This window comes from Desulfoluna sp., from assembly GCF_030145185.1.
In the GTDB taxonomy this organism is placed as follows: domain Bacteria; phylum Desulfobacterota; class Desulfobacteria; order Desulfobacterales; family Desulfolunaceae; genus Desulfoluna.
In genome coordinates, this window is sequence record NZ_JAQYWB010000009.1 from 41,168 (window position 1) to 65,494 (window position 24,327).

Consider the following 24,327-nt stretch of genomic DNA (forward strand, 5'->3'; position numbering starts at 1 on the left):
TTCTTCCCTCTATGTTTCTAAAGTTATCAGGATACGATGGCTGATGCCTCGGGATCAAATGGATTGATGCGCAGGGCAAAGGAGAAGAGGTAGGGAAATTCCCTGTGGAGGTGTTTCATGTAGTCGGTCCAGGCGAGGGCCAGGTGACCGTAAACCCTTTCGATGTCGCGTGCGAGGTGGATGCGGTCGCTTTCGGGGAGGGCGTCCAGGTTCTGTCTGGCCTTCAGCTCTTCGGTGAGGTGGAAGGCGGAACGCAGGACATCGGTAAAGGCTTCGTGTTCAAGAACATGGGCGTTTTCAAGCAGGCGGAGCATGAAGTCGGTGTGTGGCAAAAGAAAATCCCGCAGGGCGGAAAGGTGCATTTTTTCTTCGTCAATCTTAAATGTCCGGTCCTCAAGGGTCTCCTTGATTTTGTAAAAATGGCGGCGGTCAGTCCAGGCCTCTTTTTTTGTCATGGCGGTGCAGATCTCTTCTTGATTCAGGTCCCAGGCGGCAAAGAACCGAAGCATGGGGGTTCCGGCAACACTGAAGAAGGTACCGATCAGCATGTTGAGCTTGTCGAGCTTCTGCAGTTTGTTGCGCTTTTCCATCAGAGAGTCGAGGATGAGGCTGACAAAAAGCACAGAGACGGGGAGAAAGGCGAGGTTGGTGAGGCCCCAGAGCATGATGTGATTTAAATCGTGGTACATGGCGTAGAGCAGCCCATTGAGGACAATGGCCAGGGCCACCAGGATCAGTCCGATTTTTGTTTCCCAGGATAAAGTTTTCATGTGCTCCATTTGGGTGTTGGCTTAAGAGCCGTGTAAAAGAGAAAGGTCACCCCCTCCCCCCCCCACGGTTTTTGAATTCTGGAAGAAGAGCTCGCTTAGTCCATCATTTTTTCCGGAACCACTTCGATCCAGTAGCCGTCGGGGTCTGCCACGAAGTAGATGCCCATGGCCTCATTTTCCCAGAGGTTCAGGCCCATCTTCTTGTGGCGGTTGTGCCAGCCGGCATAGTCATCGGTGGTGACGGCCAGGTGGATTTCGTTGTCTCCCAGGTTGTAGGGCTCTTTGCGGTCTTTAAGCCAGGTGAGCTCCAGCTGATGGCCACCGGTGCCGTCCCCCAGATAAACAAGGACAAAGCTGCCGTCTGGTGCTTCATGGCGGCGGACGATTTGAAAGCCGAGGGCCTCGGTATAAAAGGTCAGGCTTTTTTCGAGGTCGAAAACGGTGAAGTTGGTGTGTGCGATTGTTAAGGCGCTCATGGGGGTCTCCTTGGGCGGTTTTATCATCGGGGATGGTCGCGCATCCGGGGCGTGTCGTTTTTTTGGTGGGGACCAGTATACCGTTGCCTTTGAATCCGGGTCAACCAGTCAGGGGGGGTGGAGGGCAGACGGGGGCAGAAAATAAAAAAAGCCTGCTGAAAGAATCAACAGGCTTTATTATTTTTTTTGTGGTGGAGCTGAGGGGGATCGAACCCCTGACCTCATGACTGCCAGTCATGCGCTCTCCCAGCTGAGCTACAGCCCCACGTTTTTCGATGCCAAAAGAAAGTCAGCAACGAACGAGAGAGTATTTAGACCATTGCCGCGGGGGTGTCAATGAAAAAAAGAGGGCGTTTTTGAAAACATGGATTTCTCAAGGAAGATAGGGTCCCGGACCCATTTGAAATCCATCGATATCCGTTCTGCCGGGTAAATAAAATCTGTACTCTCAAAACAAGGGATGGTAAAGGTATTCGAGTTTTTTATGTGCGGTATGAACCTGGAAGCGGATAAAATTTCAAACGACGACAATAAGATTACAGAGGTATATTGATGCTACAAATGATGCGTAACAATGCGGGCTCCTGGATAATCAAGATACTGCTGGGTGTTATTGTCCTGGTGTTTGTTTTTCTCGGGCTTGGGCCGGATCGCAACAACGGAAGTAATATTGTTGCCGAGGTGAATAAGACCGTTATCAGTTGGGACGATTACAGACTGGCTTACAACGAACTGGTGGATGGGTACCGGCGCCAGCTCGGGGGCAACCTGAGCGAGGAGATGATCAAAATGTTCCGCTTGCGTGATCAGGCCCTCGAGAGTCTTATCACCAGTGAACTGATGATTCAGGAGGCGTCGCGATTAAAGCTTCAGGTGACCGACGAGGAGCTGGAGAAGGCGATCGTGGATTTGCCCTATTTTCAGCGGGACGGCATCTTTAATATGGAGCTTTACGAAGCCCTGCTTCGGCAGAACGGGCTCACGGTTCCTCAGTTTGAAGCTCAGCAGCGTAAATCTCTGCTTATCTCTAAACTTCGAAATATGGTGGAGAGTGGGGTTCAGGCCACAGACGGCGAGACCCAGGAGCTGTATAAGTATAAAAACACCCAGGCGTCGGTACGCTATGCGCTGATGGATCCGGCATCGTATAAAAGTATCACCGTGGATGAGGCCTATGTGACGGCTTTTTATTCCGAGAACGGCGAGCGGTACAAGACCGACCCCGAAGTAAAAATCTCTTTTATGCGGTTTGCCCGCGAGGACTTCCGAGACGGAGTCACCGTCACTGACGAAGAGGTCGCTGGTTTTTATCAGGCCAATCTGGGCCGATACCAGACCCCGGAAACCGTTGAGGCGCGTCATATTTTGATCAAGGTGGCTGAGGGCGCGACCGACGATGAAACGGCGGAAGCCCTCAAACGTGCCGAAGAGGTCTATGCCAAAGCCACGGCCGAGGGCAGTGATTTCTCTGCGCTGGCCAGGGATTTATCAGAAGGCCCCTCCGCATCAAAGGGCGGGGAGCTGGGAGCTTTTGATCGGTCCTCAATGGTCAAACCCTTTGCAGACGCAGCCTTTGCCATGAAGGCCGGTGAGGTCAGCGAGCCTGTGCGGACCCAGTTCGGATGGCATGTCATCAAGGTGGAGAAGAAGAACCCCGCCACGGAGACGAGTCTGGCGAAGGTCACCGATGAGATTCGGGCGGCCCTTGTGGACGAGCAGGCGGAGACCGACGCTTATTCGGCATCAGAGGATGCCTTTGATATGGTCCTGGGCAGCGAAAGTATCAAAGAAGCTGGCGTAACGGCTCAGCTTCCGGTGACCGAAAGTGATTTTTTCGCCAGCTGGAAAGGGCCGGAGGCTGTGGCCTCAGTAGACCGCATGCGTATCGCCAAAGATGCCTTTGGGCTTGAGGTTGGCGGGATCAGTGATATTTTGGAGTACAACGGCACGTATTACATCATCCAGTCTATGGAAAAGACAGAGGCTGTGATTCCTGAGTTAGCCACCGTCAAAGAGCGTGTGGCCGCCGATGCTCTGACGCAGGCGAAGATGCAGAAGGCTGAAGGGGATGCCCGTGCGCTTCTGGCGCTTCTTAAAGATGGGAAAGATTTTCCTGAAGGGTCCCAGGTTACCGAGTCTCCCTTATTTACACGGGATGGCAAAGATGCCGGGGATCTCGATCGAAAAGTGGTTGAGGTGGCCTTTGGGCTGAACGCCACAACGCCTGTCTCCGATACCGTGGTGAAGGGCAATGGCGGCTATTATGTGGTGGCCTTGAAAGAGAAGAAGATCCCCAGCCTGGATGGCTACGCCGACGCCTCGGAGGCCTTGAAGGCTGAACTCCTGGCCAGCAAGCGCCGCGATGTGATGACCAAGTGGATTGAGGAGCTGCGGGACGGTGCAGAGATCAAACGAGACCCCCGTTTCGATTCCACCGAAGAGGAGCAGTAAGGGCCTTTGACTGTTCAACATCATGGCGTCCATGGGCGGTGGGGTGTTGAACGTGCACCGGAGAGATCACAAACCTGTCAGGAAAGCTTCATAGGCTTGCTTGACAGGTTTTTTTTATGGTAGCATACCCAATGAAGTGGTTGAAGTGGTGGACAAACCCACACGGTCTCATGGGCCGGAGTGGCGGTTAATCAGTGGCTGCCGAGGTTCTGGCGTGAGGACGTCTCCTTCCGGCGGGCGGCAGTTTACCCGTATCTCCGGCGCGCTGATGCAACCCCGGTCAACGTCTCCCTGGCTTTTGAACGTTTCGCCCCCACAATAAAGGAACGGCGGTCAACGCAACCGATTTCACGGTAACGTCACAGCAGGAGAGGGTGTATGGGGAAAGCAAAAGCCAAGCGGGTCTTTACATTTAAGCGATGTCCTTATTGTTTTACCAACCTCAGTCTTACCGCAGAGACCTGCCTGGGATGTCATAAACGTGTGGGGAAGGTGGACAGGTTTGGACTGGCGAAAAAGCCGATCAACTATCTGGGGTACCTTGCCGCCTTTATGTGGGTGGGGATCTTCATTGGATATATCTGGTTTGCCTTTATCAGGTAAACAGAGAGAATAAACGATTGATGGAGGCCGGTGCGAACGTTACGACGTTTGGCCGGCCTTTGTTATTATTTCAGGAGAAACCATGACAGGAAAACGATATTCACGACGAGCGGTGTATGGCGTGCTGGCCATGTTGATTGCTTTGATGATCGGCTGTGTCCGTCATGATGCCCGGGTTGCCGGTGGGGACCCGGCGAGACTTCCCCAGGACCCGGCGGTGATCGAAGGGACCCTTGAGAACGGGTTGACCTATTTGATCATGAAAAACAGCGAGCCCAAGGGGCGCGTGAGCATGCATCTGGCCGTCAAGTCGGGCTCCATGGTTGAGACAGAAGCCCAGCGGGGGCTGGCGCATTTTAATGAACACATGCTGTTCAACGGGTCGGAAAATTTTCCTCCCGGAGAGCTGATCAAATATTTCCAGCGGATCGGGATGATGTTCGGAGGGGACGCCAACGCCCATACCGGATTTTATGAAACCGTTTATGACGTGGTGTTGCCCACCGGGGACGAGAAGAGTCTGGCCGAAGGGCTCCTGGTGATGCGCGATTATGCCGGGGGTGCGCTTCTGCTGGAGTCGGAGGTGGACCATGAGCGCGGGGTCATCCTGGCTGAAAAACGGGACCGGGACTCCGAGTCCTACCGAAATTTTGTCAAAAGCCTGGCCTTTGAGTTGCCCGGGATGCGCATCAATGAGCGGCACCCCATCGGGCTTGAGACGGTCATTCGGGGCGCCGATTCCGCCTTGCTGCGGAGCTATTACGATACCTGGTATCGTCCGGACAACATGGCGCTTGTGGTGGTGGGGGATATGGACCCAAAGGGCCTTGCGGTGATGATTCAGGACCGATTTGCCTCCCTTGAGGCGCGGGCTCCGCAAGGGAAGATTCCAGACGATGGGACCTTTGCTCATGTGGGCACCAAAGCGTTTTACAGTTACAACCCGGAGGCGGGAAGCACCACCGTGACCCTGGAGGTGCTGCGGTACGTGGAGCGCACACCCGATACCTATGTGGCAAGGCGCCGTCAGCTTCTCTTCGATATGGTGAGTCAACTCCTTGAAACCCGGCTGGCAGAGCAGGTCGGAAAGCCGGGGACTCCCTTTACCGATGCGGGGGCTGGCATGGGGACCTATATGCGGCATGTGCGCTACGGGATCGTCTCGGCGGAGTGCCCTCCGGAGGCGTGGGAAGAGAGCCTTTCTGCTGTGGATCATACCCTGCGGGGCGCCCTGGCCTTTGGGTTTACCTCCGGGGAGCTGGCGCGGGTGAAAAAGGAGATGAAAAACAGTTTGCTTCAGGCTGAGCGCAAGGCTTCCACCCGCAACAGTCGGCAACTGGCGTCTCTGTTGATTCGAGGCTTTACCACAGAGAAGACGGTGGTCTCGCCTTCAGACGCGCGGCGTCTTTTTGAGCCGGTGGTGGATGCGGTGACAAAGGACGAATTGCATCAGGTCTTAAAAGAGGCCTGGAGCCCTTCTCATCGTCTCGTGATGGTGGAGGGGAATGTCCAGCTCGAGGGTGGAAAAATCGGCCCGGAAGCCTCTCTACTCGCCGCATATGAAAGGAGTCGGAAGGTTGCGGCCACACCCTATGTGGCGAAGTCGGAGGCGGTTTTTCCTTATCTTTCCGCCCCTGACGCTGCGGGGCGTATCGCCTCCCGGGTTGTCCATGAGGCCTTGGGGCTTACCGTGGTTACCTTTGAAAATGGCATGGTTCTGAACCTGAAGCCCACCGACTTCAAGGCAAAGGAAGTGCTCTACTCCCTTCGGTACGGCCAGGGGCTTCTGGGTTCGAAGGATCTGGTCCCCGGCCTTTCGACGGTTTCCGAGATGGTGGTCAATGAGAGCGGGCTGGGGAAACTGGATCGAGAAGAGACGGCTCGTGCCCTGGTCGGTACCAACACCTCCTTTTCTTACGGAATCGGCCAGGATGGGTTTTCTCTCTCCGGCCGGACGACGCCTGAGGAGCTGGAGCTGATGTTCCAGGTGCTCCATACCCGGCTTGTGGATACCCAGCTGAAAGAGGACGCTTATCAATTGTCCGTTCAGCGGTATACTCAAGGGTTGGAGGAGCTGGGGCGAACCGTGGATGGGGTGCTTCGGCAACACAGCGAGACGTTTTTGACCGGGGACCGGGCGCGCTTCGGGTACCCGGACGTTTCTCTTGCCGGAATCAGTTTTGACGCGGTGAAGGGGCTTGTGATGCCCCCGTTGTCCCAGGCACCCCTCGAACTTTCCGTGGCCGGTGACATGGATGTGGAGATGGCGATTTCCCTGTGCGGCCGATGGCTCGGGAGTCTTCCCGGGCGTTCGGCCTTGCCGACACCGGACCATGCCTTAACCTTTCCTGCCGGCAAACGCTTAGAGCTTGCCGTTGAAAGCGCCATCGACAAAGCTGTGGTGACCGTGGCCTGGCCCACGACGGGGATGACCGAGATTCATACGGTCAGGCGCCTGGGCATTCTGGGGTCTCTGTTTTCTGAGCGCCTGCGGGAGACCGTTCGAGAGAAGCTGGGGGCGGCGTATTCTCCCAGCGCCTGGAACCGTTCCAGCAGGGCCTATTCTGACTATGGGGTCCTGCGGGCGGTGATTACCGTGAGCCCAGAGCAGATAGAGGGCGTGGTGGCGGCCGTTAAGGAGATCGCTGCAGGGTTGCGTTCGGCTCCCCCTTCTGAAGATGAAATACGGCGTGTGGTGGATCCGTTGGTGAATCGTATCGCTGATTTTCGACGTACCAACGGGTACTGGCTCTCCAGCGTGATGCAGGACTCCTCACGGTATCCGGAGAAGCTGGTCTGGCCCCTGGATATCCTGTCGGATTATGGGGCGATCACCGCCGGTGAGGTACAGGCTCTTGCCCGGACCTATTTAACGGAGCCCCAAGCCGCCACCCTGACGGTACGCCCTCAGCCTTGATGGGGACCCGTTGCCTGGATCGATATCAAGCCGCCTCGTTTTTTCGAGGCGGCTTTTTTTTATTGCGAAAAAAATCGGGGTGCGAGGCGATGGGGTTTCGCCAACCGAGGCCGAGGGGCTGGCGTTTCTTCGGAGAGAACATTCGTGTTTGTAGCTGTTTCGGTTGGAAAGACCTATGTATCCAGTAAGATAACATCTTTATGTCGGGCCGGGGGATGAGGCCTTTCGGGTGTTGACACCTGTGAAGTGATCATTTATATAGTCTCCACAAACATTTACGACTCACGTGAGGTGCGCCTGCCGTAAAAATCGGCTTGGGTGTTGATACAATGTATTGTTATTACAGGAGATTTAAGTGGAATCAGTGAACTGGTTGGCGCTTGTCTACGGTCTGGTCGGCGGGCTTGGGCTCTTTCTTTACGGCATGAAAATGATGTCGGAGGGCCTTCAGAAATCAGCGGGCAGCAGCCTGCGAAACATCCTTGAAAAACTGACCACCAATCGGGTTATCGGCGCCTTTGTCGGGGTGGTGGTAACCACGATAATCCAGAGTAGCTCCGCCACAACCGTTATGGTGGTGGGGTTTGTCAACGCCGGGCTCATGAATCTTGTTCAGGCCTTGAGTGTTGTCCTGGGTGCCAACGTCGGAACCACGGTCACGGCTCAGCTCATTGCTTTTAAAATCGGTAAACTTGCTCTCCCCGCCATCGGTATCGGCGTGTTTATGCGCATGTTTACGAGCAATAAAAAGTATCACTATTGGGGTGAGGTGATTATCGGCTTCGGCCTGCTTTTCCTGGGGCTCAAGATCATGAAAGATGGTTTTATCCCCTTGAGGCACAGCGACCTTTTTCGTGAGGCCTTTATTACCTTTTCTCACAACCCCCTGCTGGCGGTTGCCGCAGGTGCCATCCTGACCATGGTGGTTCAGAGTTCTTCGGCGACTATCGGGATTACCGTGGCCATGGCCGCGACGGGGCTTATTGACTATTACGCTGCCTGTGCTCTAGTCCTAGGCGAAAACATTGGAACCACGATTACCGCAAACATAGCTGCCATCGGTACCAACCCCACGGCCAGACGGGCCGCCTTCGGTCATTTTTTGATCAATGCCCTTGGGGTCTGTTACATGCTCTTCTTCCTGAAGTATTTTATGCAGGTGGTGGATGTGATGACACCGGGGGACCCCAATTTTGTCGACGCCAACGGCACCCAACCCTTTATCGCGCGGCATATCGCCAACCTTCATACCGGGTTTAACATCATTAACCTCTTGATCTTTGTTCCTGTGCTTCATCTCCTCGCGCGTCTGTGTGAGCGGATTATTCCTGACAAGGGGAACGGACGGACCGACGGGTTGGTGTTTTTGGACGACTGTTTGATCGAAACGCCTGATTTTGCTGTCTCACAGGCCAGGAAAGAGGTGAGCCGCATGTCGGCCCTTGCCTTGGAGATGCTCAAACTGAGCCGGGACGCCTTTTTCACGCGGGACCCCAAAGTGATCCTCAAGGTCTATGACCTGGAGAACACCGTGGATCTTCTTGAAAAGGATATTTCTTCCTTTCTCGTTCGGCTCAACCAGGAGCAGATCAGTGCCAAGACCTCCCGTGAATTGAACAACATTCTCCATGTGCTGCATGACCTCGAAAAAATAGGGGATTACTCGGAGAATATTGTCAATTACACCGACAAACTCATCGAAACCGGTATCCGCTTTTCAGATGAGGCGATGCAGGAGATGGAGGAGATCTTTGACGTGGCGATTCGATTTACGGAAAATGTCATGAAGGCCTACAATGCCGGCGGACTTCCCCGTAAGATTGACACCGAGGATGAGAACACCATCGATAAGATGCGCAAGGAGTTCAAGAAACATCACCTTTCCCGTCTTCAGAAAGGGTCCTGTTCTGTTGAGACCGGTATTCTTTTTGTCGATATTCTGAATAACCTGGAGAAGACAGGTGACCAGGCCTTTAACATTGCTCAGGTTGTGATGGGCGATATGTAACCAACGGCTTGAATTTATCGCAAAATGAATTTAAGTGGTTCCGTGGAATGATTTAAAAAGGCCGGGCAGGTTGATTGCCCGGCTTTTTTTTGTGGGGCAGGAATAGGGTACATATTTGTCTGACGCCTTTCATGCGATGGCCGTTGTGACCGTGCCGCCCTCTGTGGTATTATGCGCTGCCGGTTTGTGACAACGGTAAGAGTGCCTTGTCTTTTTATCGGTTGGTGCCTCTGTGGAACGTCTGATGAAGGTGCCGGGAAGGCACGTTCTCCCCGGGGTGTTTTCAGGTCGTATCATTATCCATTCATGACGCGTCGAAAGGGATCTATGAACAAGAAACAAGTGGAAAAGGGGCTGGTCGATACCCTGTGGGGTGTCTTTTCATCGGTTCGGCTCTCCGTTATCGTGCTGACACTTCTGGCGGTTACCTCCATCTTCGGGACGGTGATTCCCCAGAATGCAGCGGCGAATCTTTATCTGGAACGGTATGGGGAGGCGGCCTATCGCGTGCTTCACTTCCTTGATATATTCGATATGTATCACTCCTGGTGGTTTCAGTTTCTGATCTTGCTTCTGGGGATTAACCTGGTGATCTGTTCCATGGATCGGCTTCCCAGTGCCTTGAAGATTGTCGGACGAACGCAGCGCCTCAATCCCGAGAATTACCGGCGTGCCTTGAAAGGTGAGACCCTGAAGATGGAGGGCTCCCCGGCCGAGGTTGCCGAGGGCCTTTCCCTGCGGTTGAAAGCCCCCATGGCGACCTTTACCCTTGTTGAAGAGGGGGAGGGGCAGCTTCTTTTTGCCGAGAAAGGTCGGTGGACGCGGCTGGGGGTTTATGTGGTGCATGGTGCGGTGCTTCTGCTGCTTGCCGGGGGGCTGATCGGTTCCCTGTTTGGGTATGAAGGCTACATGAACATCACGGAAGGTCAGAGTGATCAGACCGTGATCCTTAACAACTCCAATGCCACCGTTCCCCTTGGTTTTCAGATTCGTTGCGATGATTTTGCCGTCTCGTTTTACGACACAGGGGCTCCGAAAGAATATCGGTCTGACCTGGTGGTGGTGGACGAGGGGGGGGAGGTTCTCTCCAAGCGGATCGTGGTAAACGATCCCCTTCGTTATAAGGGGATCAGCTTCTATCAGTCGAATTACGGCACGGTGCCGCCGGAGTCGGCGTCCTTTGTCTTTACCAGTAAGGCAAGCGGGATGTCTTATCCGGTTGACGGGAATTTCGGCAAGCCCATCCCTATCCCCGAGGGGCTCGGGACCTTTACGCCGCTGCACTTTATTAACAACTATAAGTTTCGTGGTCATGCTGTGGGGGCCACGGTGTTGGGTGTGTTAAAGAAAAAGGGGGGGGAGGAGGTTCGCCTGGCCCTGCCCATCAAGTCCCCCAAGTTTGATCGCATGCGCCGAGGGGAGGTCACCGTCACCGTTGGGGAGTTTGAAAACCGCTATTACACCGGCCTGCAGGTGACCAAAGATCCGGGAGTGTGGTTTGTTTATACCGGGTTCATCTTTCTCATCGTCGGGTGTTACATTACCTTTTTCATGAGCCATCAGGGCTTTATGGTGGAGGTGACGCCCGATACCTCGGGATCCGCCGTCACCCTTTACGGCAGCGTCAACAAAAACAGGCTGGGGATGGAGATGGTGATTCGCCGTCTGACCGAAAAACTTGAAAGAGAGACACGAATCCCAGAAAGGCAGGTGGTGAAATGATCAACAGTTCCCTGGTACTTTCCATCGTTACCTTTGTCTACGGTTTTTCCGCCGTTCTATACATCTCCGCGTGGATTTTTGCCCGGAAGACGCCGGCGCAGGTCGCTCGATACTCCGCCATCGCCGGGGTGATTGGCAACCTGTTCGGATTTGTGTTGCGATGGGTGGAGTCCTATGGTCATGGCTACGGTCATATCCCTCTCTCCAACCTTTACGAGTCCCTGGTTTTCTTTGCCCTGACCATTGCCTTGATTTCCATCGCCATCGGCCTGCGTTACCGCAACGACATGATCAGCACCTTTGCCATGCCTCTGGCCTTTATCGCCCTGGCCTACGCCTCCCTCTCGCCGTCGGTAAGTGACAAGATTCAGCCCCTGATTCCGGCCTTGAAAAGCAACTGGCTCACCACCCATGTGGTCACCTGTTTTCTCGGGTACGCCGGGTTTGCCACAGCCTTTGGCATTGGGGTTATGTATCTGGTCCGGGAGTGTCTGCCGGGCAGGAAGGGCGGGTTGATTTCCAGGCTTCCCGAGGGGTACGTCCTGGATGAGTTGATCCAGAAGACCGTGATGTTCGGCTTTCTTTTTCTGACCGTGGGGATTATTACCGGAGCGGTCTGGGCCAACTCGGCCTGGGGGACCTATTGGAGTTGGGATCCCAAGGAGACCTGGTCCCTGATCACCTGGTTTGTTTACGCCATCATGCTTCATCTGCGTTACATGCGGGGCTGGGGTGGTGCCAAAATTGCCGTGATTTCGATCATCGGCTTTATGGCGGTGATGTTTACCTACTTTGGTGTGAACTACCTGCCTGGCCTGCACAGCTATGGCAGTATGTAGCCGCTGATTAAGCTGCATGGATTTCAAGTCGCTTTTCCCGCACAGGGGGGAGCGGCTTTTTTTGTGGGAATTCGCACCATTTCTTTGGTTTTAAAGGCGAACACAGATCCGGACGCATGGGGTTGTTTTGTGAGAGTATAAGGATCTTTTTATTGACACAGGTGGCGGCGTTACTATAGAAATAGTGCTAGCAATATTTTGTGCTTGAAAATCTTATATGTGCTCAATGCAAGTAAATAAGGGGGGAGCTCTCAGGCCGTGGCGGGAAAAAACAGGGCACCACACAAACCGGAGACCTGATCTCAAATCTTCATGGCAACCCAAGAGTTGGGTGTGTCGCTGGAATATTTTTCGGCGCCTCAAAGGTTACCTTTTGGGGTGACGGTCCTGCTTGAATCTGTGCCTGTTGCAGATACTTAAATGGTTTATTCATCGTTTCGGGACAGGAATATGGGGCGTCAGGTACCATTGTCATGCCTTGAAAAAATGTGCGCGAGCACGTATAGGATACGTGTCAAAATGCTCGAAGACCGGCGAATGGGGTTTGTCGGTTTGACGATATATGTGGTGAATTCGTTTGATACCGTTGAGAGGCAGAGTGCCTCGACAGGCGTGCGGAGTCATCACCCACAGGTTCGGAAAAGCCGTTAGCTCCTGGTATGTAATCAGGGGGCCAGGGGCTTTTTGTATGTCCGTGCTTCTGTTTTTGTATCATTAGATTGGCGCGGTGTATGCCCGAATCACCCGGTGGTCGGGTATCTGGTGTTCAACAATTAACACGTGGAGTTTTCATGAGCTTACCTGGTGAAAAACAGACTGGTCGTGAGCAAACGGGGTCATCCGGTGATCCGACAAACAAAGGGGAGTCGGGACTGGTGGCTCTCTTTTTTATCGTGGGTCTGGCCGCAAGTCTTGCCATAGGATGGATTGTCTTCCCCAAGCTTCTCTACTCCAAGAGCGAGCAGCCCTTTGATTTCAGCCATGTCACCCACGCCGATGCGGTGGGCGACTGCGAAAGCTGTCATTTTTTCCGTGAGGATGGCACCTATGCCGGTGTCCCTACCCTTGCACAGTGCACCGAGTGTCATGAAGAGGTGCAGGGCGAGAGTGAAGCCGAGGAGACCTTCGTCAATGAGTATGTGGCCGAAGAAAAAGAGGTGCCCTGGAAAATCTATTCCCGGCAGCCTGACTGTGTCTTCTTTTCCCATGCGGCCCATGTGACCGGAGCTGGGATGGACTGTGCCGAGTGTCATGGCGACATCGGTGAATCCGAGAGCCTGAAGCCCTACGAAGAGAACAGACTGACCGGCTACAGCCGGGATATCTGGGGCAAGAACATCGCAGGCATGAAGAAGAACAGCTGGGATCGTATGAAGATGGAGGATTGTGGCGCTTGCCATAAGGAGACCATGGGCAGCAAAGGTGCCTGTTTCCAGTGCCATAAGTAGATTGGACATCCGTCTGATCTCAACGCGAACGATCAAGCCTCAAGGGGTGATTCACATATGAAGATCAACAGGAGACATTTTCTCGCTTTGGGAATGGGAGCCACAGCCGGTACCCTGCTCTCTCCTCTTCCCTGGAAGTTGACGGACGATGCGTCTATCTGGACCCAGAACTGGGCCTGGACGCCGGTCCCTGAAACCGGAGAGTATCTGTACACCGGGGGTGCCTGTACCCTCTGTCCCGGCGGCTGCAATCTTGCGGTCCGCAAAGTGGGCGAGCGCGTGGTGAAAATTGAAGGGCAGGCAGACAGCCCCGTCAACACCGGCGATCTCTGCGGGGTGGGCCTCTCGGCCGCTCAGCTCCTCTATGGACCTTCCCGTATAGAAGGCCCCATGGCCCGCGAGGGCAAACGGGGAGAGGGCAAGTGGAAACGCCTCACCTGGGAGGAGGCGGAAGCCCAGCTGGCAAAGAAACTCAACAGCCTCTCAGATGGCAAGGGCGTTGCCGCCCTGTCGGCCTTCCGGAGCGGGAGTGTTTCGGCTCTGATTCAGCGCCTTCTGGACACCCTCGGGTCCGATCGTTTTTTGACCCTGCCCTCCCTCCATGACAGCCTGGAACAGGCCATGGCCCTGACCATGGGCCGCGCGCCCGGTGAGGGCGTCGGGTTTGACACGGAAAATACCGATCTGATTTTAAGCCTCGGCAGCTCCGTCGCCGAAGGGTGGGGATCTCCCGTGCGCATGGTGAAAGCCGCCGGTGCGAAAAAAATGATTCAGGTGGAACCCTATCTCTCCACCACCGCCTCCATGGCCGATATGTGGGTGCCCGCCAAACCCGGTACCGAAGGGGTTTTTGCCTTGTCCGTCGCCGCGGCCATGGTCCAGGAAAAACTCTACGATCATATTTTCGTTTCCACCGCCACGGAAGGTTTTCCTGCCTTCAGCGCCTGGCTTCTGGAAAATTATACCCCGAAAAAAGCCGAAGCCGTGACCGGGGTTCCCCCAGCCATGGTGAAAAAAGTGGCCGTGGCCTTTGCCGGCGCACGTCGCCCCGTGGCTCTGTGTGGCCGAGGGAAAGGGGAAACTCCCGTGAGCCTTGCCGAAGCCCTGGCGGTGTTTGCCTTAAACGCCCTTAAAGGCTCCGTCCAGCGCGACGGCGGCCTGGTTAAGGTGGGCGCGCTGCCCTATGCGGTGGCGGTTGCCGAATCCGAGGCCATGGGGGAAAAGCTGGCCACCCTCACCGAAAAGGGGAAAACCGAGCTGCTTCTGGATTGGGGCACCAACCCCTTCTACACGCTGGCTACCTCGAAAAAGGCGGCAGAAGCCCTGGCCTCCATCGGGACCATCGTGAGCTTCTCCCCTTATATGGACGAGACGGCCGCCATGGCCGACCTGATCCTGCCCGATCACACCCATCTGGAAAAAATGCAGGATGTGCCTGTACGCGCCGGTCTTGAGCGGTCTACGGTGACTCTGACCCAGGCGGCCATTGCGCCGGTGATGGACACGAAGCATACCGGTGAGGTGCTGATCAGCGTGGGGGCTCAGCTGGACGGAGGTCGTGACGCCTTTTCCTGGGACGACTACGAAAGCTACCTCGAAGAGAGCTGTGGCGAGATGTGGGAGTCTCTATCGGAAAATGGCCTCTGGCAGGGTGATATCGCCTGGAAGAAGGGGCTTGAACGCATCCTGGGAACCTCCCAGCGTTTTACCTTTGTCATTCCTGAAGGGCCGGTGGCCCTGCCCGCCGAAGGGTCGGCATCCAGCCATCCCTTGACGCTGGTTCCGAGCTGGTCCCTTCGTATCTCCAGTGGTGCGGTTGCCGATGCGCCGTTTACCATGAAGACCATCGAAGATCGGGTGTTGACAGAAGGGGTCTCCCACGTGGAGTTGCATCCGTCCACCGCTCGAAAGGCAGGCCTTGCGCAGGGCGACACCGCCACCCTGGCCACGCCCTTCGGGAGCGCCAAGGTCCGGGTGACCCTTTTTGAAGGGGTGATGCCCGGTGTGGTGGCTCTGGCCGCAGGCTTGGGACATACCGCCTTTGACGGATTTATCGGCGGCAAGGGGACAAGCTACACGGCCCTTTCCGGCACCATGGTCGATTCGGCCACGGGTTTTAATTGCACCTGGGGTGCCCGAGCTTCCCTGGCGAAGGGATAGCGCCTTTAAGACAACGGCGCTTGATTATCTGACGAAAATCCATCTCACACGAGGTTTTTCATGAATACGGAATCAAATGAAACGAGGGCGAAGAAATTCGGCATGGTCATCGACCTCGACAAGTGCACCGGATGCGGGTCCTGCATGGTGGCTTGTTCGGCCGAGAACAACATCCCCGTCCGGAAAGATGAAAGCGATAAGCTTTTAAGCATCACCTGGATACGGGTCTATCGCATCACCAACGGCAAAGATTTTCCCGACACCGAGATCTGTTATTTCCCCCGCCCTTGCCAGCATTGCGGGGGCAAGCACGACGACGGTCATTCTCCCTGCGTGTCGGTCTGCCCGGCCACGGCCACGGATTACGACCACTCCACCGGCATCGTGAGCCAGATCTATACCCGCTGCTTCGGCTGTCGATACTGCATGGCGGCCTGCCCGTATCACGCACGTTATTTCAACTGGTGGGATCCTGTCTGGCCTGCCAAGCTGGAAGAATCTCTCTCTCCGGATGTCTCTCCGCGTATGCGCGGTGTGGTGGAAAAGTGCAGCTTCTGCTTCCACCGTTACCAGCTGGCACGCGATAAGGCTTACCAGGAAGAGCGGGACGTGGAGGAGATGGAGTACCAGACCGCCTGCACCCAGGCGTGTCCCTCGGGTGCCATCACCTTCGGGGATTTGAACAACCCCGATCACGCCGTCTACACCCTGAAGAAGGACAAGCGTGCTTTTCGCTTACTGGAACGCCTGCACACCAACCCGAAGGTGTACTATCTCTCTGAGCGAGAGTGGGTGAGGCGGGCCGGTGACAACTACCTGAGCAACGAAGAACCCACCGGAGCACCGGGGGCTTATGAACTCAAGGGCAAGGGCGGGCATTAAAAGGCGCGTCTTTTTCAGTCATGACAGACGCCCAAAAGCCACGGGCGTTTAAAAAAATCTCTAAATGGCCGCCTCCATCTTCATGGGGCGGCGAGGGGTAAGGATTTATGGACTCTGCTTTGATACCCGAAGGTGTTGAGCGTTGCTCTCTCAAGCGGTTTACCCTTGGTCTGGTCATTCCGGCGGCGTTGGTGATCTGGGGGCTTTATGCCGCCTATCTCTGCTGGTTCAAGGGCCTCAACCAAACCAATATGAACGATTCGTACGGCTTTGCCCTCTGGATCTGGGCTGACCTTGCGGTCATCGCCGTGGGCGGCGGGGCTTTCTTTACCGGCTTTCTTCGCTATGTGGTGGGGAAAGACGAACTGAAGAATATCATTAACTTTGCCGTCATTGTGGGTTTTTGCTGCTACTGCTCCGCCATGCTGATCCTGGCCATCGACATCGGTCAGCCCCTGCGCGGGTGGTTTATCTTCTGGCACGCCAACGTTCACTCCATGTTGACGGAGGTGGCCTTTTGTCTCTCTCTCTATCTGTCGGTGCTGGCCATTGAGTACTTGCCGCTGCTGCTGGAGAACCGAAAGATCGACCAGAACCCCTTCTGGCACAATATGGGCCACCGCATGCATGAGATCATGGCGGTCTTTGCGGCCACGGGCGCCTTTCTCTCCTGCTTTCATCAGGGCTCTCTGGGCGGCGTCACCGGCGTGCTTTACGGGCGTCCCTTTGGCCTGAGGGAAGGGATCTTTATCTGGCCCTGGACCTTTTTTCTCTACACCTGGTCTGCGGCGGCCTGCGGTCCCTGCTTCACCATGTTCTGCTGCAAGATCACCGAAAAGCTCACCGGCAAAAGGCTGGTGAAGGACAATGTCTACGATCTTCTGGCCAAAATCTCCGGATGGATGCTGGGAACCTATATCGTGGCCAAGATTGCCGACACTCTCTGGTGGGCGGTGGTCACCGTTCCCAAGACCGGCTTTTCCTTTATGCAGTTCTACAACAACTCCAATAACTACCACGGTCTCTGGATTTTGATCCTTGAGCTTGTTGTTTGCGGCATCGTGCCCGCAGCCATTCTCCTTAAGAAGGAGTGGCGTCAGAACAGCCGGCTCTTCATGGTTGCTGTGACCTTGGCTGTGTTTGGGGTCTGCCTGAACCGCTGGGTGATGGTGATGCAGCCCATGGCCATGCCGGTGATGACCTTCGACCAGTGGGTGCTCTACTTTCCCTCCTGGCAGGAGTGGGCCACGACCATTCTGCCCGTGGCCGGTGGCATTCTTGTGATTGCCCTCTCTTATCGTTACCTGCCGGTGTTTCCGCAGGAGAGAGAACTCAACCCCGTTGAGAAGTCCTAAATCACCAATCGCTCGGCCCCTTGTGTTTGAGGGGCCAGGCATGCAAAGGAGAGCGCGATGTTTCCATTTATCTGGGAATGGGTCTGGGACGCGGGCCACTACATCTTTTTCGGTGGCATGTGGTATGTGCTGATCATCCTGACCGTGGGGTTGAACTGGTGTATCTACAAAGCTCTTAAGGACACGAAAGAAGGCAAGGGCAGCGGCCAAGGCCACCATTAATTTGCCTCTTTAAAATTCGCTAAATATCTAAAGGGTCGATTTCCTGTGGAAATCGGCCCTTTTTTTGTGCCTGATTTTTTGCCGGGAACCGTCGATTATTGTCGAACGATTTCTTTTTATTGGGGTGTGCCCTGGATCATACCTGATGCACCTTCCCTGTGGTAGGTTCGGTCCGTCGATAGGAATCAAACCGGCCCCTTGAGGCCTGAAGTAACTTTTTAGGAGTAGAATGACGATGAAGAAAGCAGCTCGAGTTTTTGCAGGGATGGCCGTGGCAGTTTGCATGATGATGACCGCAGGAAGCGCCGTGGCGGCAGAAAATGGATCGAAGTTTAAGCTGGGGGTGGGGACGTATGGGCTGATTATTGAGGGCGACAGCGCCACCCAGGGTACAGATGACGACACCTTTTACGGCGGTGCCCTTGTGGGAACAGCCTGTTTTACACAGCATGTGGCCATAAGGGGTGCTTTTTACGCCACGGAACATGAAGATTATTCTGACCTGGAGATGAGCGGGATGGACCTTCAGCTTCTTCTGGGTACCAATTTTTATGAGGGATTTAATGTCTTTGGCGGGATTGGCGTCTATTCCGAGACCCTGGAGATGAGTGGCGGCTCTTTCAATGGCGTGAGCATCAATGCGGAGAAGGATTTTTCCGGGGCCCAGGCCTCTTTCGGGGTGGGGTACTCCTGGTCAAAGGTGAGCCTGGATTATGTGATTAATATCCGAGACAAGAGCGACTACGAGGATTTTATCCGTGAATACAGTGGCACCAACAGCGTGGACAATATTGTTGCCGTCTCCGGTGGCATTACGCTCTCCTATATCTTCTAAATTCCAAGTACCGGGGGCTAAACTTTTGCCAACTTGTATGAGCTGGGGTAACCATTCCGCTTCATCTTGTCTCTGGCGAGTCTCTTTTTGAAAAAAGTTTCGCAAAAACGTTTCAGCCCGTAGGGTGCGGCTCCCGCACCGTTCAACGTCACGCAAACCGCCGGCCCCGTCTCAACACGTATCACAAAATGCGGCGTTGCAGGTTTATCGAACGTTAAGCGGTGCGCTTGCGCACCGCCAAATCGCATTCGCAAACCCGCTTTCAAGGTGGCCCCACCTTGCCGCCGGAGGCTTTTTTAGTTTTTAATCGCTGAGGTGGCCAGCTGATCGGCTTTTTCATTTTCGGCGAAGCCGGCGTGGCCTTTGACCTTGACGAACACGAGGTTGGAAAAACGGCGTGTGAGGGCGCGGATCTCTTCCACCAACTCCTGGTTGGCCTGGGCTTTCCAGCCCTTGGCGATGAGGCCCAGGGCGTAGCTGGAGTCGGTGTAGACGCGAACGGGCAGTTCCGGCTTTTTAACTTCGGAAAGGCCGGTGCGGATGGCTTCGAGTTCGGCGATGTTGTTGGTGCCCTGGCCGATGTTCCGTGAGATCTCGCGCTCGTGGGGGCCGTAGCGGAAGAAGACTCCGATGCCGGAAGGACCGGGGTTTCCTGAGCTGGCGCCGTCGGTGAAGATATGAATGACTCCGGGTTCGGTGGTGGAGAGGCCGTCTAAGGGCACCTCACGGACGAGGCCGGGTTGTGGGGGCGGGGGAACGCTCACCGCTCCTTTTTCAGGTGGTGCGGGGGTCTCTTCGGCCTTTTTTTTCTTGGCGGCTTTTGGGACCAGGTTTTCCGGGGCATCTGATTTGAGGGTGTCGGGGTAGACCTGGTACTCATGGGTCTGCTTGAGGTTGTACTTGATACGGACCCGCCCCCCTTCAAGGAGAAGGGATTTCTCCTTATCCACCTCTGCCCACACCTTGTTGCCTTTAAAGCTCATGCGCTTCCAGAGGGCGCCCTCCTCGTCTTGTGTTGGCATCGTCTCCGCTCCGTTCTTTTCCCTGTTACGGGGTGTAAATTAATAAAGGCTCCCGAACCTTCCTGAACTCCATCAGTTCATCCTGCCAGCCCGCCTCGAGCGCGTCAATGGGGGTCCCCGCCTCAAGCTCTTTCCGAAGCTTTTTTGACCCCAGGATCATGTCCATGGGGTTTTTTTCGTATTCGTATTCGTAAGGGGGCTGTTTCCATGAAAAAGCATGGGGATGGTTGAGGAGAACCGCGCGGATGAGGTCCAGACTGAGGCGATAGGGGGCGAAAACCTCCCGATCGGTGACGTGGATCTGAAAGCCCCGGCAGAGCTCTCCCTGCCATTTCCCGAAGGTGGGCTCGAAGCCGGTCTCTCGCAAGGTGCATCCGGCAAGGCTGAGAGGGGAAAGGGTGGCCAGGAGTTTTTTTGTGTCGAGGTATGGGGCCCCGAAGAGCTCAAAGGGGCGGGTGGTGCCTCGCCCTTCCGAGAGGTTGCAGCCTTCGAGGATGACCTGACCAGGATAGACCAGAGCCGCCTCTTCGCAGGGCATGTTGGGGGAGGGCAGTACCCAGGGGAGGCCGGTGTCGGAAAAATGCATGGATCGCTGCCAGCCCTGCATGGGGACCACCGAAAGGTCGCATCCGATGCCGCAGGCCTCGTTGAAAAAAAGGGCCAGCTCGCCGATGGTCATGCCGTGGCGCATGGGGATGGGGTAACGCCCCACAAAGGAGGTGCAGTCGGGGTGGGTGAGGTTGCCCTCCACCTGAACGCCGCCGATGGGATTGGGCCGGTCCAGGACCGCCACATGAAAGCCCTTTTCTGCCGCCGCTTCCATGATGTAGGTGAGGGTCCAGATAAAGGTGTAGACCCGGGTCCCCACATCCTGGATGTCCACCACCACCGTGTCGATCCCCTTTAGCATCTCATCGGTGGGCCACCTTGTTTTCCCGTAAAGGCTCCAGACAGGCACCCCGGTGACCGGATCGAGCCCGTGGCCCGATTCGATCATGTTGTCCTGCTTGTCGGCAAAAAATCCGTGCTGAGGAGAATAAAGAGCGGCCAGCCGCCCAGGCAGCGCCTCGGCAATAAGATCTCGGGCGTGGCGGTAATTCGGCCCCACCGAGGCCGGGTTGGCCATGAGCGCCAGTTTCCCTTTTCGTGCCCAGGCAGGCGGATTTTCCAGAAGATGTTCGAGACCGGTACGAACGCGTGGCAAAACAAACTCCTTGGTTGGAATAACGAAAATGGCCTCCGGCGGCAAGGTGTGCCACCTTGAAAGCTGGTTTGCGAATGCGCATCGGGAGGCGTATTTTGAGGCTGAACTGCGTCCGCATTCGCCCGGAGAGTGAGGGTTGGCAACGTACGTCACACGTGCGTGAGCTGACGGCTTTTTATGGGTGACTCATGGGTTGAGGGCCTTAGTCATCGCGTCGGCCACATCTATGGAAACAGGCTCCACAGAGGCTCTGCCTCCAGGCTTGAAACCCCGCAACCTGTGAGTTTTACCCCTTCACCACGGATTTTCATACCGGCAAGGTGGAGCCTTGTTCCTGAGACTCCCAAACAGAGCCGGGGAGTGAAAAAGAAGTTTATCCTTAATGACGCATTGACAAATTCCTGCCCCGGGTTATTTTCCTTTAGCCTTTAGCCTTTAGCCTTTAGCCTTTAGCCTTTAGCCTTTAGCCTTTAGCCTTTAGCCTTTAGCCTTTAGCCTTTAGCCTTTAGCCTTTAGCCTTTAGCCTTTAGCCTTTAGCCTTTAGCCTTTTTTCCCCTTCCAGATCTCCGTAATCTGTTCCTTGGAAAAGTGGTAGGTGCTGTTGCAGTTATGGCAGCAGAGCTCCACGGGAAAGGGCCCTTCATTGGCGATGGCCGCCAGGTCCTTTTTGGGCAGCATGGAGAGATGCTGTGAAAAGGCTTTTTCGGAGCAGCGGCAGAAGAACTCCACCCGGTGGCTTCCCAGAAGCTTGGGGGTGAGTTCAGAAAAGACTGCCTGAATGACCTCCTCGGGGTTTTCGGCTCGCTCGGCGATGTCGCCGGGGGAGGGGAAAGAGGCCAGGAGGGCTTCAATCTTTTTATCGGTCTCTTCCGGGGCTCCGGGCATCACCTGGAGGAAGAGGCCGCCTGCGCCTACCACTTCGCCTTCTTTGTTGAAGTTGATGCTGAGGTTGAAGACCGTGGGGGTCTGCTCCGAGGTGAAATAGTAGCTGGCCAGGTCTTCAGCAATATTGCCGTATTCCAGGGCCACCTGGCCGGTGTAGGGCTGCTTCATCCCTTCGAGTATCTTGGTGACGCTGAGCATGCCTGCACCCAGAAAAGGCGACATGTTGAGGCTCTCCAGGGGGGCCTTCACGGGGATGGGATTCTTTTTCAGAAATCCGCGTACCTCGCCGTAGGCATTGGCTTCCACGGAGAGCCCCTTGGCTGGGCCGGTGCCGTCAATCGAAAGGGAGATTCGGTCTTTGCCCTTGAGGTTGGCACTCATGAGGGTGCAGCCGAGGTAAGCGTGGCCGAGAATGTAGGTCTCCAGTATGCCCAGGTCGAAGTTACTGCGCATTTCATTGATCATGCGGGTTCCATGGATAAACACACCGCGGACGGTGTCATCGGCCAGGAGAAAACGGTACATTTTGTCCCGTGCGTTGGCCTTGAGCTGCTCTTTGGCGTTGGCGCCGTATGGTTTTTTTTTAATCATCTCTTTTTTTCTATGGCATTTCGCATCGCCTTTTCTTGACCGAAGGGCGAGCGATGATTTATCTTTGTGGCTGAATTTCCACCTGAATTGCAACCCGTTATATAATACAGCTGGGCCGGGAATACCACTGAAAAAGGGTGGGGATGGGCCGGACCTTTTTTTCGGGGATGAAAGGCTCCATGGCTCTTCGACAGGGGGGGGATGATAAAATCGATTAAACCTCTTTTCCGAAGTGGCCGATAGGATCTTTACTGGGACTTTTTTACATGGCATCCGTGCCGGGTGAAAGACTCCGTGATACCTGTTTGAAATGGTCCTGAACCCATCGAATGGAAGCGTGTTCCTCACTCCGCAGGCTCCTTTCAGATTTAAGATTTCAGGGTCCCGTTAACGTTCAAGGATGGAACAAAACGGCAACAGTCCGGCTGCAACGACGAACGATGCAGGAGTGACAGCGAACGGACTGAGCAGACCTCCCCAGGTGGATGTGGGGAAAAAGGAGCAAGGATGCTGATAAAAAGACGAGAGCGTACGATGGGACGCCGGTGGCTGGTTGGGATGATTTTGGCGTGTATGGTTTTGGGATTCTCGGGCTCGGTGTTCGCTGAGTGGTATCCGGCCCCGTCCTATCTGGATCCCTCGGAAGAGTCGATTTTCTTAGAGGACGAGGAACTGGACGCCCGAGACGACCGGTTTGCGCAGCCCGGTTTTTACATGCCTGACCTCTATCAAACCCACCGTCTTACGGGGTACAGTGCCGTTGCCCTGACCCTCTTGTCCCTGGTGACAGGAGACGACAAGAGCTTTCACAAGGTCAGTGGGGTGGGGGCCGCCGTCTTCGGCGTCGCCGCCGGTGCCTCCGGACACATCGCCTATGGTGAAGGGATCAATTTCAGAGAGGGCTGGACCCGGGAGAATATCCACGCGGGGTCCGGTTATCTCGCTACGGCCGCATTGGTCCTGACCGGCGTTTTGGGCGCTGCCGATGAAAATCATTCCGCCGCAGGCGGGGTTGCCGCAGCGGCGGTTGTGGTTCCGGTGGCGGTGTTTGTTTTTTAGGATGAGAGAGCGGGAGGCATCTTCTTGAGGGCCTCCCGTAATTTTTGAGAAAACCCCGCAGGCACCGGCACCTCTTTGACCTCTTCGCAAAATCCAATGGTTCGCTTTAAGGTCTCAAGGCAGGTCGTGCAGCAGGGGCAAGCCTCGATGTGTGCCCGGATCGCTTTGCAGGTCACCTCATCTGTTTCCCCGTCTATGTATTCCGACAGCTTTTCAAACAGGGCCAGGCACGCTTTATGATCGTCATCATGATGTGTGTGGTTGGTTGTCATGAAAATACCCCTTTAATTCTTCCCGCAGGAACAGGCGGGCACGGTGGAGCCTCACCTTGACATTGGTCGGTGTGATGCCCAGAATTTCTGATGCCTCGTCCGTTGAAAATCCTTCCATATCCCGCAAGACGAGGACCAGACGGTATTGGGGTGGCAGCTCTTTGACGGATGCCTTGAGGTGGTCCCCCAGTTCCCGGTTCAACACCTGATGGATGGGCATGGCTGCCCATGCCGGCAGTTCTGTGTCGATGTCGGCAAGGTCCTGGGGCAAAAATTCGTCCAGGGAGAGCTCACGTTCCGGTGCGTATTTGGATCTGCGTCGCATGCGGTGGCAGACACCGGTGGCGATGCGGTACATCCAGTTTTTAAATTTTGTTTCCTGTCTGAAATCCTTTAAATAGCGAAATATGTTGATAAAGGTCTCCTGGACAAGGTCTTCGGAGTCGGAGGCATCCTTGCAGACACGAAGCCCGAAGTTGTAGAGTTTCCCCTCATACCGCGTGACCAACTCCTCAAACCTGTCTGTCGCTCCATTTTGGATTGCGGTGACCAGCTCCGTGTCGTTGTCCCTGACGTCAGGCGTCTGGATTGGTTTTCTTTCCATTT

The 24,327-nt window shown here is 55.2% G+C and carries 20 protein-coding genes and 1 tRNA gene; 13 read left to right on the forward strand and 8 right to left on the reverse strand.

Annotated features, from left to right (window positions below; all coding sequences use genetic code 11):
* Positions 1 to 26: 26 nt before the first annotated feature.
* From Q1Q75_RS04230 to Q1Q75_RS04240, 3 genes are all read right to left on the reverse strand, one after another.
* Positions 27 to 770: a hypothetical protein gene (locus Q1Q75_RS04230; RefSeq protein WP_300667798.1), complete on the reverse strand. Its 744-nt coding sequence runs from the start codon at positions 768 to 770 to the stop codon at positions 27 to 29.
* 95 nt (positions 771 to 865) lie between these two features.
* The gene (locus Q1Q75_RS04235; RefSeq protein ID WP_300667799.1) at positions 866 to 1,246 is read right to left on the reverse strand and encodes a VOC family protein; all 381 of its coding nucleotides are present in this window, start codon (positions 1,244 to 1,246) and stop codon (positions 866 to 868) included.
* A 189-nt stretch (positions 1,247 to 1,435) separates the two neighbouring features.
* Positions 1,436 to 1,511 (reverse strand) — tRNA-Ala (locus tag Q1Q75_RS04240).
* Between the two features lie 296 nt (positions 1,512 to 1,807).
* On the opposite strand from Q1Q75_RS04240, the gene Q1Q75_RS04245 reads away from it, so the two are divergent.
* From Q1Q75_RS04245 to Q1Q75_RS04300, 12 genes are all read left to right on the forward strand, one after another.
* Positions 1,808 to 3,697 (forward strand): SurA N-terminal domain-containing protein, encoded by a 1,890-nt coding sequence (locus Q1Q75_RS04245; protein WP_300667800.1) that lies wholly within the window; start codon positions 1,808 to 1,810, stop codon positions 3,695 to 3,697.
* Between the two features lie 378 nt (positions 3,698 to 4,075).
* On the forward strand, positions 4,076 to 4,300 hold the full coding sequence (locus Q1Q75_RS04250) for a hypothetical protein (protein ID WP_300667801.1): 225 nt from the start codon (positions 4,076 to 4,078) through the stop codon (positions 4,298 to 4,300).
* 82 nt (positions 4,301 to 4,382) lie between these two features.
* Positions 4,383 to 7,217, forward strand: coding sequence for a pitrilysin family protein (locus Q1Q75_RS04255; protein ID WP_300667803.1), 2,835 nt, complete (start codon positions 4,383 to 4,385; stop codon positions 7,215 to 7,217).
* Between the two features lie 355 nt (positions 7,218 to 7,572).
* Positions 7,573 to 9,225 (forward strand): Na/Pi cotransporter family protein, encoded by a 1,653-nt coding sequence (locus Q1Q75_RS04260; RefSeq protein WP_300667805.1) that lies wholly within the window; start codon positions 7,573 to 7,575, stop codon positions 9,223 to 9,225.
* Positions 9,226 to 9,552: 327 nt separating this feature from the next.
* Positions 9,553 to 10,947, forward strand: a complete 1,395-nt coding sequence (locus Q1Q75_RS04265) for a cytochrome c biogenesis protein ResB (protein ID WP_300667806.1) — start codon at positions 9,553 to 9,555, stop codon at positions 10,945 to 10,947.
* On the forward strand, positions 10,944 to 11,786 hold the full coding sequence (ccsB, locus tag Q1Q75_RS04270; RefSeq protein ID WP_366945154.1) for a c-type cytochrome biogenesis protein CcsB: 843 nt from the start codon (positions 10,944 to 10,946) through the stop codon (positions 11,784 to 11,786). Before Q1Q75_RS04265 ends, ccsB begins: the two co-directional genes overlap by 4 nt.
* A 791-nt stretch (positions 11,787 to 12,577) precedes the next feature.
* A complete protein-coding gene (qrcA, locus tag Q1Q75_RS04275; RefSeq protein WP_300667808.1) occupies positions 12,578 to 13,234 on the forward strand; it encodes a menaquinone reductase multiheme cytochrome c subunit QrcA in 657 nt (218 codons plus the stop codon).
* Between the two features lie 57 nt (positions 13,235 to 13,291).
* Positions 13,292 to 15,394: a menaquinone reductase molybdopterin-binding-like subunit QrcB gene (gene qrcB, locus Q1Q75_RS04280; protein WP_300667809.1), complete on the forward strand. Its 2,103-nt coding sequence runs from the start codon at positions 13,292 to 13,294 to the stop codon at positions 15,392 to 15,394.
* Between the two features lie 60 nt (positions 15,395 to 15,454).
* Positions 15,455 to 16,276, forward strand: a complete 822-nt coding sequence (gene qrcC, locus Q1Q75_RS04285) for a menaquinone reductase iron-sulfur cluster-binding subunit QrcC (RefSeq protein ID WP_300667810.1) — start codon at positions 15,455 to 15,457, stop codon at positions 16,274 to 16,276.
* Between the two features lie 107 nt (positions 16,277 to 16,383).
* A complete protein-coding gene (gene qrcD, locus Q1Q75_RS04290; RefSeq protein ID WP_300667812.1) occupies positions 16,384 to 17,631 on the forward strand; it encodes a menaquinone reductase integral membrane subunit QrcD in 1,248 nt (415 codons plus the stop codon).
* A 57-nt stretch (positions 17,632 to 17,688) separates the two neighbouring features.
* Entirely contained in the window at positions 17,689 to 17,853 is a 165-nt protein-coding gene (locus tag Q1Q75_RS04295; RefSeq protein ID WP_300667813.1) for a hypothetical protein, read from the forward strand.
* Positions 17,854 to 18,088: 235 nt separating this feature from the next.
* Positions 18,089 to 18,688 (forward strand): hypothetical protein, encoded by a 600-nt coding sequence (locus Q1Q75_RS04300; protein WP_300667814.1) that lies wholly within the window; start codon positions 18,089 to 18,091, stop codon positions 18,686 to 18,688.
* Between the two features lie 296 nt (positions 18,689 to 18,984).
* On the opposite strand, the gene Q1Q75_RS04305 is transcribed toward Q1Q75_RS04300, so the two are convergent.
* The 3 genes from Q1Q75_RS04305 to Q1Q75_RS04315 form a co-directional block, all read right to left on the reverse strand.
* The gene (locus tag Q1Q75_RS04305; protein ID WP_300667815.1) at positions 18,985 to 19,710 is read right to left on the reverse strand and encodes a ribonuclease H; all 726 of its coding nucleotides are present in this window, start codon (positions 19,708 to 19,710) and stop codon (positions 18,985 to 18,987) included.
* A 25-nt stretch (positions 19,711 to 19,735) separates the two neighbouring features.
* On the reverse strand, positions 19,736 to 20,914 hold the full coding sequence (locus tag Q1Q75_RS04310) for a DUF1343 domain-containing protein (protein ID WP_300667817.1): 1,179 nt from the start codon (positions 20,912 to 20,914) through the stop codon (positions 19,736 to 19,738).
* Between the two features lie 540 nt (positions 20,915 to 21,454).
* On the reverse strand, positions 21,455 to 22,390 hold the full coding sequence (locus Q1Q75_RS04315) for an Hsp33 family molecular chaperone HslO (RefSeq protein ID WP_300667819.1): 936 nt from the start codon (positions 22,388 to 22,390) through the stop codon (positions 21,455 to 21,457).
* Between the two features lie 507 nt (positions 22,391 to 22,897).
* On the opposite strand from Q1Q75_RS04315, the gene Q1Q75_RS04320 reads away from it, so the two are divergent.
* Positions 22,898 to 23,449, forward strand: a complete 552-nt coding sequence (locus Q1Q75_RS04320) for a hypothetical protein (RefSeq protein ID WP_300667820.1) — start codon at positions 22,898 to 22,900, stop codon at positions 23,447 to 23,449.
* Here the strand turns inward: Q1Q75_RS04320 and Q1Q75_RS04325 are convergent.
* Both Q1Q75_RS04325 and Q1Q75_RS04330 read right to left on the reverse strand, forming a co-directional pair.
* Positions 23,446 to 23,721, reverse strand: coding sequence for an anti-sigma factor (locus tag Q1Q75_RS04325; RefSeq protein ID WP_300667822.1), 276 nt, complete (start codon positions 23,719 to 23,721; stop codon positions 23,446 to 23,448). The two genes, Q1Q75_RS04320 and Q1Q75_RS04325, sit on opposite strands and share 4 nt — an antisense overlap.
* Entirely contained in the window at positions 23,696 to 24,325 is a 630-nt protein-coding gene (locus tag Q1Q75_RS04330; protein WP_300667824.1) for an RNA polymerase sigma factor, read from the reverse strand. The genes Q1Q75_RS04325 and Q1Q75_RS04330 overlap by 26 nt, the downstream gene beginning before the upstream one ends.
* Positions 24,326 to 24,327 lie beyond the last annotated feature (2 nt).

What these genes read in the sequence shown, in the direction of transcription:
- Q1Q75_RS04300 (WP_300667814.1), top strand. Translation starts at nt 18,089, where the DNA reads ATGAAGAAAGCAGCTCGAGTTTTTGCAGGGATGGCCGTGGCAGTTTGC.
- Q1Q75_RS04265 (WP_300667806.1), top strand. Translation starts at nt 9,553, where the DNA reads ATGAACAAGAAACAAGTGGAAAAGGGGCTGGTCGATACCCTGTGGGGT.
- Q1Q75_RS04305 (WP_300667815.1), bottom strand. Translation starts at nt 19,710, where the DNA reads ATGCCAACACAAGACGAGGAGGGCGCCCTCTGGAAGCGCATGAGCTTT.
- qrcC (WP_300667810.1), top strand. Translation starts at nt 15,455, where the DNA reads ATGAATACGGAATCAAATGAAACGAGGGCGAAGAAATTCGGCATGGTC.
- Q1Q75_RS04230 (WP_300667798.1), bottom strand. Translation starts at nt 770, where the DNA reads ATGAAAACTTTATCCTGGGAAACAAAAATCGGACTGATCCTGGTGGCC.
- Q1Q75_RS04255 (WP_300667803.1), top strand. Translation starts at nt 4,383, where the DNA reads ATGACAGGAAAACGATATTCACGACGAGCGGTGTATGGCGTGCTGGCC.
- qrcB (WP_300667809.1), top strand. Translation starts at nt 13,292, where the DNA reads ATGAAGATCAACAGGAGACATTTTCTCGCTTTGGGAATGGGAGCCACA.
- Q1Q75_RS04325 (WP_300667822.1), bottom strand. Translation starts at nt 23,721, where the DNA reads ATGACAACCAACCACACACATCATGATGACGATCATAAAGCGTGCCTG.
- Q1Q75_RS04250 (WP_300667801.1), top strand. Translation starts at nt 4,076, where the DNA reads ATGGGGAAAGCAAAAGCCAAGCGGGTCTTTACATTTAAGCGATGTCCT.
- Q1Q75_RS04245 (WP_300667800.1), top strand. Translation starts at nt 1,808, where the DNA reads ATGATGCGTAACAATGCGGGCTCCTGGATAATCAAGATACTGCTGGGT.
- Q1Q75_RS04295 (WP_300667813.1), top strand. Translation starts at nt 17,689, where the DNA reads ATGTTTCCATTTATCTGGGAATGGGTCTGGGACGCGGGCCACTACATC.
- qrcD (WP_300667812.1), top strand. Translation starts at nt 16,384, where the DNA reads ATGGACTCTGCTTTGATACCCGAAGGTGTTGAGCGTTGCTCTCTCAAG.
- ccsB (WP_366945154.1), top strand. Translation starts at nt 10,944, where the DNA reads ATGATCAACAGTTCCCTGGTACTTTCCATCGTTACCTTTGTCTACGGT.
- qrcA (WP_300667808.1), top strand. Translation starts at nt 12,578, where the DNA reads ATGAGCTTACCTGGTGAAAAACAGACTGGTCGTGAGCAAACGGGGTCA.
- Q1Q75_RS04235 (WP_300667799.1), bottom strand. Translation starts at nt 1,246, where the DNA reads ATGAGCGCCTTAACAATCGCACACACCAACTTCACCGTTTTCGACCTC.
- Q1Q75_RS04320 (WP_300667820.1), top strand. Translation starts at nt 22,898, where the DNA reads ATGCTGATAAAAAGACGAGAGCGTACGATGGGACGCCGGTGGCTGGTT.
- Q1Q75_RS04315 (WP_300667819.1), bottom strand. Translation starts at nt 22,390, where the DNA reads ATGATTAAAAAAAAACCATACGGCGCCAACGCCAAAGAGCAGCTCAAG.
- Q1Q75_RS04330 (WP_300667824.1), bottom strand. Translation starts at nt 24,325, where the DNA reads ATGGAAAGAAAACCAATCCAGACGCCTGACGTCAGGGACAACGACACG.